Consider the following 16685-nt stretch of genomic DNA (forward strand, 5'->3'; position numbering starts at 1 on the left):
CGCTTCATGCGGCTGGATCTGCGCAATCCCGCCACCTCAAACTGAGCGCCCAAGGTGTTTACTATGTCCCCGCACACCTGTTACCCAGGTCCCCGGTCCATACAGCGAAGCAAAGAAAAGTAGGTCGCCCGCCGGGGCGAGACCCGGCCCCGGAAAACAAAAAAACGCACCTCCCCCGTGCACACCAAACAGCCATCGCACCAGAACAAGGGTATTCACGGACAGGCTGGCTCCATGTTCGCCCCGGTGCTGGTACTTCCTGGCGGGATGCGATGAGTGCAAAGTCGCTGCGAGATTCACCTACCGGAGAAACCCGATGACCATGTCCCGCCGTCTCCCCCTGCAACTGGCCGTCCTGGCCACCACGCTGGCAGCCTTGTGCGGCAGCGCTTTTGCACAGCAGGCCAAGGAACTCACCTTCGCCCACCAGGACATGCTGGTCCCCCTGCGCCTCGTCATGGAATCGGGCGAGGTCGAGAAAGCCACGGGCTACAAGATCAACTGGCGCATGTTCTCGGGCGGCGGCGACGTGATCCGGGCCATGGCCTCTGGCGACGTGCAGATGGGCGAGACCGGCTCCAGCCCGCTCACGGCCGCGGCCAGCCAGGGGCAGGACATCAAGCTGTTCTGGATCTCGGCCGACATCGCCAACGCCGAGGCGCTGGTTGCGCGCAACGCGTCGGGCATCAACAGCATGAAGGACCTGGCCGGCAAGAAGGTGGCCACGCCGTTCGTCTCGACCGCGCACTACCAGCTCATGGCCGGCATGAAGATGGACGGCGTCGACCCCAGGAGCGTCAACGTGATGAACATGCGCCCGCCCGAGATCGCGGCGGCCTGGGAGCGCGGCGACATCGACGCCACCTTCATCTGGGACCCGGTGCTTTCCAAGATCAAGGGCACGGGCAAGACCATCGCCACCTCGGGCAGCATCGGCAAGCGCGGCGCGCCCACCTTCGAGGGCATCGTGGTCAACGCCAAGTGGGCCGCGGCCAACGAACCGTTCATGATCGCCTTCGTGAAGGCGCTGAACCGCGCGAACGAGGAATACAAGGCCAGCGGCAAGAGCTGGACGCCCGATTCGCCGCAGACCAAGGCAATGGCCAAATGGACCAAGGCCGATCCGAAGGACGTCTCGGCCGCGATGGCGCTCTACAGCTTCCCGACCATGGCCGAGCAGGTCTCGCCCACCTGGCTGGGCGGCGGCGCGGCCAAGGCGATGGCGGGCACGGCGGCGTTCCTGAAGGAGCAGGGCCGGGTGCAGGAGGTCAAGCCCGACTACAGCGCCTTCGTGACCACGGCCTACGTCGAGAAAGCCATGGGGAAGTAAGCCGCATGCCCACGCTCGACATCCGCGACCTCACGGTCAACTACGCCGTCAAGGGCGGCACGCTGCAGGCGCTGGCGCCGGTCAACCTCACGATGCGCGACGGCGACTTCGTCGTGGCGCTCGGCGCCTCGGGATGCGGCAAGACCACGCTGCTCAACAGCATCGCCGGCTTCCTGCCGCCTTCCACCGGCGACATCCTGCTCGACGGCAAGCCCGTGGTCGGCCCCGGCGCCGACCGCGGCGTGGTGTTCCAGAAGCATGCGCTGATGCCCTGGCTCAACGTGCGCGACAACGTGGCGCTGGGCCTGCGCCTGGCCGGCGCTGGCAAGGCCGAGCGCGACCGCGTCGCGGAAGAAAAGCTCGCGCTGGTGGGCCTGCAGCAGTACGCGGACCGCGCGGTGTACGAACTCTCGGGCGGCATGCAGCAGCGCGTGGGCATTGCGCGCGCGCTGGCCAGCGACCCGGCCGTGCTGCTCATGGACGAGCCCATGGGCGCGCTCGACGCGTTCACGCGCGAACAGGTGCAGGAGATCCTGCTCAAGGCCTGGTCCAAGTCGAACAAGATGGTGTTCTTCATCACGCATTCGGTCGAGGAGGCGCTGTTCCTGGCCACCCGGCTGATCGTGATGAGCCCGAGCCCGGGGCGCATCTCGCACATCTACGACGAGGTTCCGTTCTCGCGCCAGTTCCTGTCGCATGGCGACTCGCGCAAGGTGAAGTCGGAGCCCGAGTTCATCCGCATGCGCGAAGAGGTTCTTTCGATCATTCATCATCGCGAGGCTGCCCATGCCTGAGGCCACCATTGCAACGCCCGTCGCCATGACACCGCCCTCCAAGCCCGCCGCACCGCAGCCTACGCCGGCCGGCGCCAAGCTCAAGACCAGCGCCTTCAAGGTGCCGGGCGAGGGCTCGAGCGTGACCATCAGCGTGGTCACGGTGGTGGCGCTGGTGGCGCTATGGTTCCTCGTGACCAACATGGGCTGGGTCAAGCCGCTCTTCCTGCCCACGCCGCAGGCGGTGTTCCAGCAGTTCTACGAATACCTCACGGGCCAGGCCAACGACAAGCCGCTGTGGCAGCACTTCCTTGCGAGCATGTTCCGCGTGTTCTCGGCCTTCCTGCTGGCCTGCATCACGGCCATTCCGGTGGGCATTGCCATGGGCATGAGCCGCTTCTGGCGCGGCATCTTCGATCCGCCGCTGGAGTTCTACCGGCCGCTGCCGCCGCTGGCCTACCTGCCGCTGATCATCATCTGGTTCGGCATCGACGAGCTGCCCAAGGTGCTGCTGATCTTCCTGAGCTGCTTCGCGCCGCTGGCGCTGGCCGCGCGCTCGGGCATGCGCAGCGCGTCGCAGGAGCAGATCAATGCCGCGTATTCGATGGGTGCGAGCTACATGCAGGTGATACGGCACGTCATATTGCCGTCGGCGCTGCCCGACATCCTGGTGGGCATGCGCATTGCCATCGGCTTCGGCTGGACCACGCTGGTGGCGGCCGAGATGGTGGCGGCCAACATGGGCCTGGGCCAGATGGTGCTGAACGCGTCGAACTTCCTGCGCACCGACATCGTCATCATGGGCATCATCGTCATCGGCGTGGTGGCCTATCTGTTCGACCTGCTGATGCGGTGGCTCGAGCGGCGCCTGGTACCCTGGAAAGGGCGCATGTAGCGGCAGCAGCCACAGAAGAAGAGGGAGGAGAGGCCAGCACCTGCAGCGCGGGCGGCAGCGGCGGCATCGCGGGCGGATTGCCGTGCCGGGCCATCGACTGCTCCAGGAAGTCGAGCATGGTGCGCATCGCGGCGCTGTTGTGGCGGCGCTGCGAGTAGGCGGCATACAGCCAGTGGTCGCTCGGCATGTGCTCGCGCAGCACCGGCACCAGCGCGCCGCGCTCCAGGTGCGACTGCGCCAGCGGCTCGGGCACGTAGGCCACGCCCGCGCCGCGCAGCGCCAGCTCGATGAGCGCAACGGCGTCGTTGGCCTCCATGCGGCTGTGCACCGGCACCTCGACCGCCTTGCCGCCGGTCTCGAAGGGCAGGTGGGTGGTGGGCTTGGCCGAGTAGCTCAGCACGTCGTGGCGGCCCAGGTCTTCGGGCACCGCGGGAATGCCGCGCCGGGCCCAGTAGGCCGGGCTCGCGCAGACCACCATGTCGAAAGGCACCAGCCGGCGCACGATCAGGTTCATGTCGTCGATGCGCCCGCCCGTCAGGTGGATGTCGATGCCTTCCTCGATCAGGTCGAGGTCGTCATTGGTGAACACCAGGCTCACGTACACGTCGGGGTAGAGCTGGATGAACTCGGCGATCACGTCGGACAGCCAGCCCGCGATCAGCCCGTGCGGCGCGCTCATGCGAAGCCGCCCCTGCGGGTGCGAGCCGTGGGCCTGCAGGTCGTTGAGCGTGTTCTCGGCCATGGCCACCAGCTCGGTGCTGCGGTCGAGCAGCACCTGGCCGGCATCGGTCAGGCTCAGCGAACGGGTGGAGCGGTTGAGCAGGCGCACGCCGCTGCGCGTTTCGAGTTCGGCCACGTAGCGGCTGACCGTGGCTTTCGACATGCCGAGCGAAATGGCCGCGCGGGAGAAGCTGCGCCGGAACGCCACTTCGCGGAATGTTTTGATGAGATCGAGGCCGTCCATGATGGGCGCATTGTTCCAGCATCGGGGGTGGGGCCGCGGGCCGTAGGGGCATCCCCCGTTTTCCCTTCCTAGCGCGTGCGCTGCTTCGCCACGAACTCCGGGGTCACCGCTGCGCCCTGCTTGTTTCCGAATTGCGCGATGACGTAGTTGGCGAGCGCCGCGACCTCGGTGTCCGTGTAGGCCTTGCCGAACGCCGGCATGTAGACCTCCTGGTCGCGCACGCGCATCTTCACGCCCTGCAGGATCATCTGCGTGACGTTGGCGCCGTCCGGGTCGTTCACGCCGCGCGTCCCCAGCAGCGACGCGTTGGCGCTCTGCTGGCCTTGTCCGTTCCACTGGTGGCAGCTCGCGCACGCCGCGGCGAAGAGCCGCAGCCCCTGCTCGTGGCCTTCGGCCGTGCTGGTGGCGGGCGCTGCCGCGCTCGCGGCCACGGCCCATGGCGCCTTCGCATCGACTTCGATCGGGTTCTTGCCGGCCTTCGCGGGCACCGTGCGCAGATAGCTCACGAGCGCCGAGGCGTCCTCCGGCTTCAGGTACTGCAGGCTGTGCTCCACCGCCTCGCCCATCGGCCCCGAGGCCGAGCCGCGGCCCGCTGCGTGGCCGGTCGTCAGGTACGAGGCAACCTCGGCATCGCTCCAGGCGCCGATGCCGTGCTTCGCGTCCGACGTGATGTTGTAGGCGCGCCAGCCCTGGATCGATTCGCCCGCGAGGTTGTTGTCCGCATCCATCGCGAAGGCGAAGTCGCGCGGCGTGTGGCATTCCGCGCAGTGGCCGAGCGCCGTGGCAAGGTACTTGCCCTGGTTCCACGCAGGCGGCTTCGACGCATCGGCCTCGAAGCGGCTGCTCTTGAAGAAGGCCGCGTTCCACAAGCCCATCGCCCAGCGCTGGTTGAACGGAAAGCCCAGGTCGGCCTCCCGGTTCGGCTGGCTCACCTTGGGCAGGCTGAACAGGTAGGCCTTGATCGCAAGCACGTCATTGCGGCTCAGCGCGGTGTACGAGGTGTACGGGAACGCCGGGTACAGGCGTTTTCCGTCCGCGCGCACGCCATCGTGCAGCGCGCGCACGAAGTCGTCGTCGCTCCATTTGCCGATGCCCGTTTCCGGGTCTGCGGTGATGTTCGACGAGTAGATCGTGCCGAAAGGCAGCACGAAGGGCAGGCCGCCCGCGAAGGGCTGCCCCTTGCCGCCGGGCACGGTGTGGCATGCGATGCAGTCGGCCGCCTTGGTGAGGTATTCGCCGCGCACGAGCAGCGCCGCATTGGCGGGCGCGCCGGCCAGCACCGGCGCCTCGCCCTCGGACTTGTCGCTGCGGTTCAGGAAGAAATACAGCGCCGCACCCACGACGAACACCGCCACCAGCAGGTTGAACAGCCGCTTCATGCTGCACTCCTTGCGCCGAGCCCGGAGGGCCCCGCATCGGCGATCTTCTTCTTCAGCGCCTCCTTGTCCTGCGCCAGCAGTGCGCGGTTCACCGGCAGCGCGCGCAGCCGCACGCCCGTCGCCGCGAAGATCGCGTTGGCCAGCGCCGGCGCGGCGATGGCGGTGCCGACTTCGCCAAGCCCGCCGGGCGCTTCGCCGCTCTTCACGGTGTGGACCTCGACCGTCGGCGCCTCGTTGATGCGCAGCATCCGGTAGTCGTGGAAGTTGCTCTGCTCGATGGCCCCCTCGCGCAGCGTGATCTCGCTGAAGAGCGCCGCGCTCAGCCCGAACAGCAGCCCGCCCTGGATCTGCGCCTCGATGGAGCCTGTGTTCACGGCAATGCCGCAATCGACCGCGACCACCGCGCGCCGCATGCGCACTTCGCCCTGCGGCGTGACCTCGGCCTCGACGATGGCGCACACGCGGCTGCCGAAGGCATCGCCCACGGCCACGCCGCGTCCGACGCGCGCCGCCAGCGCGCCCTGGCCCCAGCCGATCTTGCCGGCCGCCAGGTCGAGCACCGCGAGCGTGCGCGGGTTCTTCTTCAGCATGGCGCGCCGGTAGGCCACGGGGTCTTTCTTCGCGCGGTGCGCCAGCTCGTCGATGAAGCTCTCCATCACGAAGAGGTTGTGCGTCGGCCCCACGCCGCGCCACCAGCCGACGTTCAGGCCCGCCGGCATGTCGTGCCGCACCCACTCGACCTTGAGGTTCGGCAGGTCGTAGCAAGGTTCGGCCACGCATTCGATCAGGTCGCTGTCCATGCCGTCCTTGCCCATGAAGGCGGGGGCCCAGCGGCCCAGCACCGTGCCGCCCGCGATGCGGTCGCCGAACCAGAGGATCTGGCCGTCGCCGTCGACCACGGCCGAGATGTCGTCGTGGTACATCGGGCGCACGATGTCGTGGCGGATGTCTTCCTCGCGCGTCCATACCACCTTGAGCGGGTAGGGCACCTGCTTGGCGAAGGCCACGGCCTGCTCGACCGAATCGGTCTCCAGCCGGCGGCCGAAGCCGCCGCCCAGGTACTGGTTGTGCAGCACGACCTTGTCTTCAGCAACGCCCGCGATCTTGGCCGCGGCGCTCACGCAGCGCGTCGGCACCTGCGTGCCGACCCAGATCTCGCACTGGTCGGGCCGCACGTGCACCGTGGTGTTGAGCGGCTCCATCGTGGCGTGGGCCAGCATCGGCAGGTCGTAGGTGGCCTGCACCAGCGTGCCTTCGGGCCGCTTGCCGGTTTCCTTGCCGACGATGGCCTTGTCCTTGGCCAGCGCGTTGGCCAGCGACGCGCGCAGCTGCTGCGTGGTGAGCGCGGCGTTCTGCCCCGGCGTCCACTGCACCTTCAATGCATCGAGTCCGCGCTTCGCGGCCCAGAAGTGCTCGCCCACCACGGCCACCGCGTCCTTGATGCGCAGCACGTCGACCACGCCGGGAATCGCCCGCGCCGCCTTGTCGTCCACCGAGGCCAGCACGCCCCCGAGCGTGGGGCAGGCCCTGACCGTGGCCACCTTCATGCCCGGCAGGCGCACGTCGATGCCGAATTGCGTGGAGCCGTCGACCTTGCCGGCCGAATCGACGCGCCGCAGCGGCTGGCCGATCAGCTTGAAATCCTTCGGCTCCTTCAGCGTCACCTTTTCCGGCATCGGCAATTTGGCAGCGGCACCGGCGAGTGCGCCGAAACCGAGCTGCCGGTTGGAGGCCGCGTGGCTCACCACGCCGCGCGCGACCGTGCAGCCCGCGGGGTCGACCTTCCACTGCGCGGCGGCGGCGCCCACCAGCAGCGTGCGCGCCACCGCGCCCGCCTCGCGCAGCACGCCGTAGGTGCCGCGCGTGCTGGTCGAGCCGCCGGTGATCTGGCCGCCGAGCAGCGGCATGCCGTAGAGCGCTTCGCTCGGCGGCGAATGTTCGACGCGCACCTGGTCGAGCTCGACGCCCAGTTCCTCGGCCAGCAGCATCGCCGAGCCGGTGTAGATTGCCTGGCCCATCTCGGCCATCGGCATCACGAGGCGCACGCCGCCGTCGGCATCGATGCGGACAAAGGCATTGGGCGCGAATGCCGGGTTGCCGTCCGCGAGCGCGGCGGCCGCGTCGCCCGGCTGCTGCCTGGGGCTGATCGCGGCAAAGGCCTTGCCCGCGCCGAACCAGGTGAAGGCCAGCGCCAGGCCGCCGGCCTGCAGGGCGCTGCGCCGGCTGATGCCTGCGGCGGGCTTCACGATGCGCTCCTGGCCGGCATGGCAACCACCGACTGCAGCACCTCGGCCTTGCCGGTTGCGGCCTGCTTGATGGCCGCGCGGATCCGCGAGTAGGTACAGCACCGGCAGACGTTGCCCGCCATGGCCAGGTCGATGTCGGCATCGCTCGGGTTGGGCGTGCGCTGGATCAGCGCGGCCGCCGACATGATCTGGCCGGACTGGCAGTAGCCGCACTGCACCACGTCGACGTCGAGCCAGGCTTTCTGGATGCTCTTGCCCGCAGGGGTCTGCGAGACGGCTTCGATGGTGGTGATGGCCTTCTTGCCGATCGATCCGACCGGCAGCACGCACGAGCGCACGGGCTGGCCGTCGAGGTGCACGGTGCAGGCGCCGCACTGGGCGATGCCGCAACCGAACTTGGTGCCGGTCAGGCCGACGATGTCGCGCAATGCCCAGAGCAGGGGCATGTCCTCGGGCGCGTTGACGGCAACGGACTGGCCGTTGATGTTGAGATCGATCATGGGCCCTGCCTTTTCTCTGGGGTTCGCCGTGGGTGGCAGCGAACCATAGCGCGACTTCGGAAAGCGCGCTTGGCGGGCAGGGCAGCGATCGACCGGGTTGCCCGGACTTCATCGACGGGTGCTCATCGAACGCACCCGAAGGTATTCATCGCCGTGCGGAGACGGCGGCCGAGACCCGCAGGAGCCTCAGGCGGGGGTCGCCTGCGCAGGCGCCTGCAGCGGCGGCGTGCCGGTCTTGAACATGCTTGCGAGCTGCGCGCGCAATTCCGGCGTGTCGGCATGGCCGTGGACGGCCACGGCGTGCTGGACGGCGGCATCGAGCAGTTCGCTCTCGCTATCGGCGGAGAGCGCGACACTGCAGTTCATCGTGCTTGGAAACTCGCGGCAGTCGATGTATTGGCGTGACATGGTGGCTCCTGGAATGCCCTTTCGGGCGTGATTCGAAGGCTAGGCCGGCCGGCAGGGGCCGGCCGGGGGCTACCCATGCAGGCGTCAAACCGTGTTTCGTCGATGGCCATGTGTATCCCCGCCGCCGGCAGGCGGCCTGCGCGCCCCGTGTCTGCCTATACTGCTTTGGTGGTGAACTTTGGTGGCAAAGGGCCTGCGAGCATCCTGCGTCTCGATGCGTGCAGGCGCCATACGCAGCAATGCGTATGCACCGTGAAAGGGGCATGCCATGACACACCTGATGCGCAACGACCGAGCGGGCGCGCTTCGCCTGCTGGAGCAGCTGGAGTCCGGGCATTCGCCGATGCGGCCCCATGGCGCCGGCAGCAGCGGCCTGCGCACAAGTCCGCGCATCGCCGCCAAGGCACCGGGCCGCAGCGAGTTCCGCCGCGCCGCATGGCAGGCCGACCGCTACCGGCGCGCGGGGCTGGAGCATGCGGTGGCGGTGGCCTTCCTGTACCGGCTCGCCTGCCGCGCCGCGGTTCCGCTGCCTGATGTGCCGCTCTCCGATGCCCCGCTGGCCGGCCTCACACCGCGCGAGGGCGACGTCATGCACTGGCTCTCGCGCGGCAAGACCGACGCCGAGATCGCCGCGCTGCTGGAGATCAGCCCGCGCACCGTCCACAAGCACCTGGAGCATGTGTACGTGAAGCTGGGCGTCGAGACGCGCACTGCGGCCGTGGTGCGCGCGCTTGCCATGGGCAGGACCTCCTGAGATCCTGTCTGCGGTCTGCTTTGTTCAGGGCGCGATCACGCCGACGGGGGACATTCGCGGAGGGGAGTACCCGGTGGCCTGTGTACGCGCCCTCAACTGACGACCGCACCGCCCCTCGCCCTCAGCGCGAGGCCACCGCCACCGGCGCATCGGCCGGCGATGCGGAGCGCCCGATCATCCACGCGCACGCCGCCGACACCACGCCGGCGAACAGCACGTACATGCAGATCTGCCACGGCTGGCCGCCGCCCGACTTGAGCAGCGCAGTGGCGATGATCGGCGTGATGCCCGAGGCAAAGATGCCCGAGAACTGGTAGACGAAGGAGATGCCGGTGTAGCGCACCTTGGCATCGAACAGGTCGCAGAACAGCGCCGCCTCCGGCCCGTACACCGAGGCATACAGGATGCCGAACGGGATGATGATCGCGAGCCACACCAGCAGCACGCTGCCCCCGCTGTGCGTCATGAGCCAGAAGCCCGGAAACGCCGACACCGCCGTGATCAGCGAACCCCACATGTAGACCTTGCCGCGCCCCATCCGGTCGGACAGGCGGCCGAAGAAGGGAATGAAGAAGATCATCACCACGGCCGCGGCCATCACGCCCAGCAGCGCGTCGGTGCGGCTGATCTTGAGCGTGCCGGTCAGGTAGTTGATGGAGAACACGCCGAAGATGTTGAAGAACACACCGTCGATGTAGCGCGCGCCCATGCCCTTGAGCACGTTGCCCGGATAGCGCCGCAGCATGTCCATGAACGGAATGCGCAGCTCCGCGTTGCGCGCCTTCACGGCCGCGAACTCCGGCGTTTCCTGCACGTGCAGCCGGATGTACATGCCCACGCCCACCATCACGCCGGAAATCAGGAACGCGATGCGCCAGCCCCATGCGAGGAACTGCGCGTCGGTCAGCAGCCACGACAGCAGCGCCACCACGCCCGAGGCCATGCACAGGCCAATGGCCAGCCCGATCTGCGGCAGCGAGGCATAGAAGCCGCGCTTGCCCTTGGGCGCGTATTCATACGCCATCAGCACCGCGCCGCCCCATTCGCCGCCCAGGCCGATGCCCTGCGCCACGCGAAGCAGAAGCAGCAGCAGGGGCGCCGCGAGGCCGATCTGCGCATAGGTGGGCACCAGGCCGATCAGGAAGGTGGCCACGCCCATGATCATCAGCGTGATGATCAGCATGCTCTTGCGGCCGATCTTGTCGCCGAAGTGGCCAAAGATCACGCCGCCCAGCGGCCGCGTGACAAAGCCCACGGCAAAGGTGGTGTAGGCCAGCAAGGTCGACACCACCGGGTCGCTGCCCGGGAAGTAGAGCTTGTTGAACACGATGCCGGCCACCACGCCGTACAGGAAGAAGTCGTACCACTCGATGGTGGCGCCCACCAGGGCCGAGGCCACCACCCTGCGAATCGCTTTCTCGTCGCTTGTGCTCATGTCGTTGTCTCCGATGTGGTTGTCGCGGCGGCTGCCGCCCTGACGTCCTCCCTGATCATGTCGACGGCCTTCTCGGCCATCATCACGGCCGGTGCGTTGGTGTTGCCCGACACCAGCGTGGGCATGGCCGAGCAGTCGACCACGCGCAGCCCGGCCACGCCGTGGACGCGGAGGCGCGCATCGACCACCGCGAGCGGGTCGCTGCCCATGCGGCAGGTGCCCGTGGGATGGAAGATGGTGGCGCCGTTGTTGCGGCAGAACTCCAGGAGCTCGGCATCGCTCGCGGCCTCGGGGCCGGGCTTGACCTCGCGCTTCACGTAGGGCCGCATCGCGGGCGCCTCGGCAATGGCGCGCGCCGCCTTCACGCCGGCCACGGTGGTGGCGCGGTCGAGCTCGGTGGCCAGGTAGTTGGGCTGCATCTCGGGCGGCTCGGCCGCGTCGAGCGAGCGGATGCGCACGTGCCCGCGCGACTCGGGCCGCAGCTGGCACACCGACATCGTGAAGCCCGAGTACGGATGCACCTTGCCGCCCGCCATGTCGGCCGAGAGCGTGGCCACGTGGAACTGGATGTCGGGCGTCGCGGCCACCGGCCGGCCGTTTGCGTCCTTCAGCGCGCGCATGAAGCAGCCGCCCTGGTTGATGCCCACCGCGAGCGGGCCGGTGCGGCGCATCAGCCATTCCAGGCCCATGCTTGCCTGGCCGAACCAGGAGTTGAGTTGGTCGTTGGTGGTGATGGGCTTGCTGCACTCGTAGCCCAGCCGGATCTGCAGGTGGTCCTGCAGGTTCTCGCCCACGCCCGGCAGCACCTGCACCGGCGCAATGCCCATGCGCTCGAGCAGCGCGCGAGGGCCGATGCCCGAGAGCTGCAGCAGCTGCGGCGACTGGATCGAACCGGCCGACAACAGCACCTCGGCGCGGCAGCGCGCGGTTTTCATCTCGCCGCCCTGGCGATAGGTGACGCCCACGGCGCGCCGGCCGTCGAACACCAGCCGGCTGGCCAGCGCATCGGTCTCGATGCGCAGGTTCGGCCGGTGGCGCGCCGGCACCAGGTAGGCCTTGGCGGTGCTGCAGCGCCAGCCCTTGTGCGTGGTGAGCTGATAGTAGCCCGCGCCTTCCTGCGCGGCGCCGTTGAAGTCGTCGGTGCGCGGCACGCCGATCTGCTGCGCGCCGCCGATGAAGGCCTCGATGAGTTCGTGCTTCGCTGCAATGTCCGACACCTTCAGCGGCCCGTCGCCGCCGTGGAAGGCGTTCGCGCCGCGCTCGTTGCCTTCGCTGCGGATGAAGTAGGGCAGCACCTCGTCATAGCCCCAGCCCGCATTGCCGAGCGCGGCCCAGTGGTCGTAGTCCTCGCGCTGGCCGCGGATGTAGATCAGTCCGTTGATCGAGCTCGAGCCGCCCAGCGTCTTGCCGCGGGGCCAGTAGATGCGCCGGCCGTTCATGTTGGGGTCGGGATCGGTCTCGAAGCGCCAGTTGTAGGTGGGGCTCCACATCGTCTTGCCGTACCCGATGGGCAGGTGGATCCAGAGCGACCGGTCCACCGGGCCCGCCTCGAGCAGCAGCACGCGCGTGGCCGGGTCTTCGCTCAGCCGGCCAGCCAGCACGCAGCCGGCCGAACCGGCGCCGACGACGATGTAGTCGAACTCTTCATCACGCATGCAGGGCACCCGGGGAGTGGAACAATCGCTTCGCTTGCTTGCATCCTAGGTTATTGTTTTTCGGAACGCAATGTTCCATTTTTAAGGTTTACCCGCATGCCACGTCCCGCGCGCCCCGCAGCCGCCGTGTCTTCGCCATCGCTTTCCGTGCCCGCCGCGGAGGAGTCCGCCTCCGGCTCGTCGGCCGAGCGCAGCCTGCGCCTGCTGGCCCTGCTGGCCAGCGAAGGCCGCGCCCTCACGCTCGCCGACCTGGCCGCGCAGCTGGGGCTGCCCAAGGGCACGGCGCACCGCATCTGCACCCAGCTGCTGGCCACCGGCTTCCTGGCGCGCGACGTGGACGAGCGTTCGTTCAGCGTCGGCCCCGCGCTGCGCAAGCTGGCCTTCGACACCCTGAACCACGGCACGGTGCGCGGCCTGCGGCACGAGGTGCTGTCCGAGCTCGTGCGGCAGGTGGGCGAGACCTGCAACCTCACCACGCTCGACGGCGCCCAGGTGCTGTACCTCGACCGCGTGGAGGCGAAGTGGCCGCTGCGGCTCACGCTCGACGTCGGCTCGCACGTGCCGCTGCACTGCACCGCGAGCGGCAAGCTGTTCCTCGCACAGATGCCGAAGAAGGAGCGCGACGCGCTGATCGACCGGCTGCCGCTGCCGCGCATGACGGCCAACACGCTCGTCAAGGCCGATGCGCTGCGCACCGAATGCGATGCGATCGCCAGGCGCGGCTATTCGCGCGACTGCGAGGAATTCATCGCGGGGCTGGTGGCCGTGGCGGTGCCGGTGCGCGACGCGGCCGGGCAGGTGCGCGCGGCGCTCGCGGTGCACGCGCCGACCGCGCGCATGTCGATGGAAGAGGCGGTGAAGCGCATCGATGCGCTCAAGGCCGCCGCGCAGCGCATGGGCACGCTGCTCTGAGCGCAGGCCCTTTGGCTTGCGGTGCGACGCCTCAGCGCCACTGCAGCAGCAGCGACCACGGCTGCCAGCTCATGTGGCGCTCGGTGCAGCCCGCCGCGCCGATGGTGCAGCCGGCGGGCAGGTAATAGCTGGGATCGAGCGTCCGCGTGCCGGGGGCAAAGTCGAGCCGCCTGCGCGTGACCGACTGCAGCACGTTGCCGCCGATGGTGTCGAAGCCCCGCTCGTCGACCTTCACCACCACGTCGCAATGCATCGGCAGCGGCTCGCCGCCCGTGGCCCGCGTTGCCAGCACGGCGCCGATCCTTTCGAAGCTGTCGAGCTCCGATGCCGCGCCGCGCGTGTGGCAGGCCAGGTCGCCCACGCGCGGCGGCGTGCGCGCGAGGTCGCAGGCGCGCATCGCGTAGCGCGTCTTGTGGCCGGCGGCCTCGGCCGTGCCGGCCTGCCAGGCGGCGCCTGCGTAGTCCGCATGCGCTTCCGAGAACACGAACTCGTCCGCGCCCAGCCCCGCCTGCTGCGCGAGCCAGCTCACGAAGGCCGCCGACCATGGCGTGTCGATCGCCGCCACGCGGTTCACCGCGGTGGCCATCGCACGCAGCTCGGCCGCGTCGAGGCCCTGGTCCAGCCCCACGCCCAGCCCTCGCAGGTGCGAGGCGCTGGCCTGGCTGAGCGCCTGCAGCAGCAGCGTGCGGTCGGCCGGTTGCAGCGCGCCGAAGCGCACCAGCGACGGCAGCGGGGTGCGGGGCTGCGGCACCGCCTCCCAGTAGCCGAGCACGCGCTGCCACGGCGCGGCGCTTGCGAGCGTGGGGCGCGAATCCTCGGCTTCGGAACGGCCGGATTCGATGAGCCGGCCTTCGGCGTCCATCGTCTGCGCGCCGAAAGCCTCGTGCTCGCGCTGCGCGGCGGCGGCCATCGCGAGAGCGCGCGGCGGCGGAATCCGCGCGGCGGTGTTGAGGCAAGCCGATTCGGCGGCGGCACCTGCCGATGCAAACAGGAGCACCGTGGCCGCCGCAAGCGCGCGTCCCGGTGGCCGAGAAAAGAATGAAGAAGTCAGCATGTCGCGCGCAGCATAGCCAGCGCGGGCGCTGCCGTGCGGAATCTTGCCGCTCAGGCCATGGCCAGCGCGGCCACCGAGCGCGCCACGCTCACGGCCGCCAGTGCCACCAGCAGGTTCAGCACATGCCGGCGGAACTGCGCGGGCGACACGCCCTTGAACGAGCGCTGGCCCCACCAGATGCCGGCCAGCATCGCGGGCGCGAGCCACAGCGCCCACTTCAGCGTGCCGGCCCCGAGCAGGTGGCCCGACGCGGCATGCGCGGCCGCGGGCATGAGCGCGGCGCTTGCGAGCGACACCACGTCGCTGAAGAGCAGCAGCGCGATCATGGTGGCGCGCAGGGCGGCCGGCGCCATCGCGGTGGTGCTCAGCAGCACCGCAATGGCAATGCCGCCGATGGCCGCCACGCCGTTGATGAAGCCCGAGGCCAGCCCGGCCGCGAAGCGCACCGCGCGCGTGGGCACCAGCGTGGCACGCGTTCCCGCGCGCAGCAGCAAGGCGGCGGCCATCAGCAGCGCGCCGATCAGCAGGCGCAGCGGCGTCTCGGGCAGCCAGGCCAGCAGCGCGACACCGAGCGGAATGAACAGCAGGTTGCCCAGCATCAGCCAGCCGAGCCAGGGCATGTCGACATCGCGTGCAATGCCGCGCAGCTGGCTCAGGCTCGCGAGGATCTCGAGCATGAAGATGGCCGGCACCACGAGCGCGGGCGACACCACCAGCGAGAGCCCCGCCACCGTGACGGCCGAGAAGCCGAAGCCCGCAAAGCCCCGCACCACGCCGGCCGCGAACACCACGCACAGGCTGTAGGCGAGCAGCGCCGGCGCCAGCGGCGGCACCAGCAGTTCCGCCAACGTCATAGGTCGAAAAGCGGCAGCAGCTTCAGCCGTTGCACCTTTCCGGAAGGCCCGCGCGGCAGGTCCGTGACAAAGCGGTAGTGGCCCGGTGCCTTGTAGCGGCCGAGCGCCTCGGCGCTGAAGGCGCGCAGTTCGTCTTCGGTGCAGGCGCAGCCGTCGCGCAGCACGATGCACACGCCGATCTCCTGGCCGTAGTGGCGGTCGGGCACGCCCACCGCCGCGGCCTCGAGCACCGCAGGGTGCCGCAGCAGCGCCTCGTCGATCTCGCGCGGCGCGATGTTCTCGCCGCCCTTGATGATCAGTTCCTTGATGCGGCCGGTCACGAAGAAGAAGCCATCGGCATCGCGGTGGCCGAGGTCGCCGGTGCGCAGCCATCCGTCGGGCGTGAAGCTCGCGCGCGTGGCTTCCTCGTTCTTGTAGTAGCCGCGCATCACGTTGGGGCCGCGGATGGCCAGCTCGCCGGTGCTGCCGTCGGGCACCTCGGCCAGCGCGGCATCGATGACGCGCGCCTCGCAACCCGAGGCACGGCCCACCGAGCCGAGCTTGCGCAGCGCGGGATCGAGCGGGTTCGAAAAAGACGGTGCCGCGGTTTCGGTGAGGCCCATGGTCTCGACGATGCCGATGCCGAACTTCTGCTCGAAGGCACGGTGATGCTCCGGCGGCAGCGCGGCCGATGCCGAGCGGCAGAAGCGGATGGCAGCGGTCTGCGCGGGCGGCGGCTCCTCGCCTTCGAGCAGGTACGAGATCATGGTGGGCACCACGTTGATCCAGCTGCACCGCGTGTCCGCCGCCTGCTGCCAGAAGCGCCCGGCCGAGAACTTCGGCGGCATCGCGAGGCTGCCGCCATGGGCGAGCGGCGCGAGCATGGTCACGGCGAAGGCGTTGATGTGATAGAGCGGCAGCACGGCCAGCACGCGGTCGGCGGGCTGCAGCGCATGCTCGGCGCTGATCGCATGCGCGTTGGCCGCGAGGTTGCCTTGCGTGAGCATCACGCCCTTGGGCATGCCGGTGGTGCCCGAGGTGTACATCAGCAGGGCCACGTCGCCGGCGGCGGGCGGCGCAGCCTCATGCAGGGGCTCCGCCTGCGCCTCCTGCGCTTCGCCCGGCAGCGCATCGGCGTCGGGGCTCGCCACCAGCAGCTCGACCGGGCGGCCGATGCCATCGAGCATCGCGCGCACGCGTGCTTCCCATTCGGGCGCGACGCACACCACGCGGCAATCCGAATGCGCGAGCACATAGCGCATCTGCTCGGGCTGCGACAGCAGGTTGACCGGGTTCACGCACAGGCCGCCATGCATGGCGCCGAGCAGCAGGCGCAGCGTCTGCAGGCCGTTGGGCATGACCACCGACACCGTATCGCCCGGCCGCGCGCCATGCGCGTGCAGCACCGCCGCCACCGTACGGCAGCCACGCGCGAGCTCGCCAAAGCCGATGCTCTTGCGCCCACCCTCGGTGGAAAGCGCATACACCGCCTGCGGCCGTGCCGCCGCCTGCAGCTCGATCAGCTCATGAACGGTGGAGGCCGCCAC

General features: G+C 69.3%; 15 protein-coding genes. 5 read left to right on the plus strand and 10 right to left on the minus strand.

Annotated elements, in window-relative coordinates; translation table 11 throughout:
• Positions 1–316: 316 nt before the first annotated feature.
• Genes tauA through AC1DSC_RS26140 form a run of 3 tightly spaced genes read left to right on the plus strand, consistent with a single transcriptional unit; the run spans position 317 to position 2998 of the window.
• Positions 317–1330: a taurine ABC transporter substrate-binding protein gene (gene tauA / locus AC1DSC_RS26130; RefSeq protein ID WP_018905401.1), complete on the plus strand. Its 1014-nt coding sequence runs from the start codon at positions 317–319 to the stop codon at positions 1328–1330.
• 5 nt (positions 1331–1335) lie between these two features.
• Positions 1336–2124 (plus strand): taurine ABC transporter ATP-binding protein, encoded by a 789-nt coding sequence (locus AC1DSC_RS26135; protein ID WP_015866621.1) that lies wholly within the window; start codon positions 1336–1338, stop codon positions 2122–2124.
• On the plus strand, positions 2117–2998 hold the full coding sequence (locus tag AC1DSC_RS26140) for an ABC transporter permease subunit (protein ID WP_436287891.1): 882 nt from the start codon (positions 2117–2119) through the stop codon (positions 2996–2998). Before AC1DSC_RS26135 ends, AC1DSC_RS26140 begins: the two co-directional genes overlap by 8 nt.
• Here the strand turns inward: AC1DSC_RS26140 and AC1DSC_RS26145 are convergent.
• The 5 genes from AC1DSC_RS26145 to AC1DSC_RS26165 form a co-directional block, all read right to left on the minus strand.
• Positions 2916–3962, minus strand: a complete 1047-nt coding sequence (locus AC1DSC_RS26145; protein ID WP_015866619.1) for a LysR family transcriptional regulator — start codon at positions 3960–3962, stop codon at positions 2916–2918. The two genes, AC1DSC_RS26140 and AC1DSC_RS26145, sit on opposite strands and share 83 nt — an antisense overlap.
• Positions 3963–4030: 68 nt before the next feature.
• Positions 4031–5341: a c-type cytochrome gene (locus AC1DSC_RS26150; RefSeq protein WP_369663264.1), complete on the minus strand. Its 1311-nt coding sequence runs from the start codon at positions 5339–5341 to the stop codon at positions 4031–4033.
• Positions 5338–7587 carry a xanthine dehydrogenase family protein molybdopterin-binding subunit gene (locus AC1DSC_RS26155; RefSeq protein ID WP_369663263.1) on the minus strand — a complete coding sequence of 750 codons (2250 nt, stop codon included), beginning with the start codon at positions 7585–7587 and terminating at the stop codon, positions 5338–5340. Before AC1DSC_RS26155 ends, AC1DSC_RS26150 begins: the two co-directional genes overlap by 4 nt.
• A complete protein-coding gene (locus AC1DSC_RS26160; protein WP_015866616.1) occupies positions 7584–8087 on the minus strand; it encodes a (2Fe-2S)-binding protein in 504 nt (167 codons plus the stop codon). Before AC1DSC_RS26160 ends, AC1DSC_RS26155 begins: the two co-directional genes overlap by 4 nt.
• A 186-nt stretch (positions 8088–8273) precedes the next feature.
• Positions 8274–8495, minus strand: a complete 222-nt coding sequence (locus AC1DSC_RS26165; protein ID WP_018905405.1) for a DUF1059 domain-containing protein — start codon at positions 8493–8495, stop codon at positions 8274–8276.
• 280 nt (positions 8496–8775) lie between these two features.
• Here AC1DSC_RS26165 and AC1DSC_RS26170 point away from each other — a divergent pair, with 280 nt between their 5' ends.
• A complete protein-coding gene (locus tag AC1DSC_RS26170) occupies positions 8776–9249 on the plus strand; it encodes a helix-turn-helix transcriptional regulator (protein ID WP_369663262.1) in 474 nt (157 codons plus the stop codon).
• A 121-nt stretch (positions 9250–9370) separates the two neighbouring features.
• Here AC1DSC_RS26170 and AC1DSC_RS26175 read toward each other — a convergent pair whose 3' ends face one another.
• Positions 9371–10684, minus strand: coding sequence for an MFS transporter (locus AC1DSC_RS26175; protein ID WP_436287890.1), 1314 nt, complete (start codon positions 10682–10684; stop codon positions 9371–9373).
• On the minus strand, positions 10681–12339 hold the full coding sequence (locus AC1DSC_RS26180; RefSeq protein WP_369663260.1) for a GMC family oxidoreductase: 1659 nt from the start codon (positions 12337–12339) through the stop codon (positions 10681–10683). The genes AC1DSC_RS26175 and AC1DSC_RS26180 overlap by 4 nt, the downstream gene beginning before the upstream one ends.
• A gap of 96 nt (positions 12340–12435) precedes the next feature.
• On the opposite strand from AC1DSC_RS26180, the gene AC1DSC_RS26185 reads away from it, so the two are divergent.
• Entirely contained in the window at positions 12436–13251 is an 816-nt protein-coding gene (locus AC1DSC_RS26185) for an IclR family transcriptional regulator (protein ID WP_278880195.1), read from the plus strand.
• A 31-nt stretch (positions 13252–13282) separates the two neighbouring features.
• Here AC1DSC_RS26185 and AC1DSC_RS26190 read toward each other — a convergent pair whose 3' ends face one another.
• The 3 genes from AC1DSC_RS26190 to AC1DSC_RS26200 are packed head-to-tail and all read right to left on the minus strand — an operon-like array spanning position 13283 to position 16685.
• Positions 13283–14305 carry a DUF2272 domain-containing protein gene (locus AC1DSC_RS26190; RefSeq protein ID WP_369663259.1) on the minus strand — a complete coding sequence of 341 codons (1023 nt, stop codon included), beginning with the start codon at positions 14303–14305 and terminating at the stop codon, positions 13283–13285.
• A 50-nt stretch (positions 14306–14355) separates the two neighbouring features.
• The gene (locus AC1DSC_RS26195) at positions 14356–15159 is read right to left on the minus strand and encodes a sulfite exporter TauE/SafE family protein (protein ID WP_369663258.1); all 804 of its coding nucleotides are present in this window, start codon (positions 15157–15159) and stop codon (positions 14356–14358) included.
• Positions 15156–16685, minus strand: a complete 1530-nt coding sequence (locus AC1DSC_RS26200; protein WP_369663257.1) for an AMP-binding protein — start codon at positions 16683–16685, stop codon at positions 15156–15158. Before AC1DSC_RS26200 ends, AC1DSC_RS26195 begins: the two co-directional genes overlap by 4 nt.

The organism is Variovorax sp. 01N425, from assembly GCF_056399465.1.

Bases quoted from the DNA above. Each gene is read 5' to 3' on its own strand.
- tauA (WP_018905401.1), top strand. From the start codon at position 317: ATGACCATGTCCCGCCGTCTCCCCCTGCAACTGGCCGTCCTGGCCACC.
- AC1DSC_RS26135 (WP_015866621.1), top strand. From the start codon at position 1,336: ATGCCCACGCTCGACATCCGCGACCTCACGGTCAACTACGCCGTCAAG.
- AC1DSC_RS26140 (WP_436287891.1), top strand. From the start codon at position 2,117: ATGCCTGAGGCCACCATTGCAACGCCCGTCGCCATGACACCGCCCTCC.
- AC1DSC_RS26145 (WP_015866619.1), bottom strand. From the start codon at position 3,962: ATGGACGGCCTCGATCTCATCAAAACATTCCGCGAAGTGGCGTTCCGG.
- AC1DSC_RS26150 (WP_369663264.1), bottom strand. From the start codon at position 5,341: ATGAAGCGGCTGTTCAACCTGCTGGTGGCGGTGTTCGTCGTGGGTGCG.
- AC1DSC_RS26160 (WP_015866616.1), bottom strand. From the start codon at position 8,087: ATGATCGATCTCAACATCAACGGCCAGTCCGTTGCCGTCAACGCGCCC.
- AC1DSC_RS26165 (WP_018905405.1), bottom strand. From the start codon at position 8,495: ATGTCACGCCAATACATCGACTGCCGCGAGTTTCCAAGCACGATGAAC.
- AC1DSC_RS26170 (WP_369663262.1), top strand. From the start codon at position 8,776: ATGCGCAACGACCGAGCGGGCGCGCTTCGCCTGCTGGAGCAGCTGGAG.
- AC1DSC_RS26175 (WP_436287890.1), bottom strand. From the start codon at position 10,684: ATGAGCACAAGCGACGAGAAAGCGATTCGCAGGGTGGTGGCCTCGGCC.
- AC1DSC_RS26180 (WP_369663260.1), bottom strand. From the start codon at position 12,339: ATGCGTGATGAAGAGTTCGACTACATCGTCGTCGGCGCCGGTTCGGCC.
- AC1DSC_RS26185 (WP_278880195.1), top strand. From the start codon at position 12,436: ATGCCACGTCCCGCGCGCCCCGCAGCCGCCGTGTCTTCGCCATCGCTT.
- AC1DSC_RS26190 (WP_369663259.1), bottom strand. From the start codon at position 14,305: ATGCTGACTTCTTCATTCTTTTCTCGGCCACCGGGACGCGCGCTTGCG.
- AC1DSC_RS26195 (WP_369663258.1), bottom strand. From the start codon at position 15,159: ATGACGTTGGCGGAACTGCTGGTGCCGCCGCTGGCGCCGGCGCTGCTC.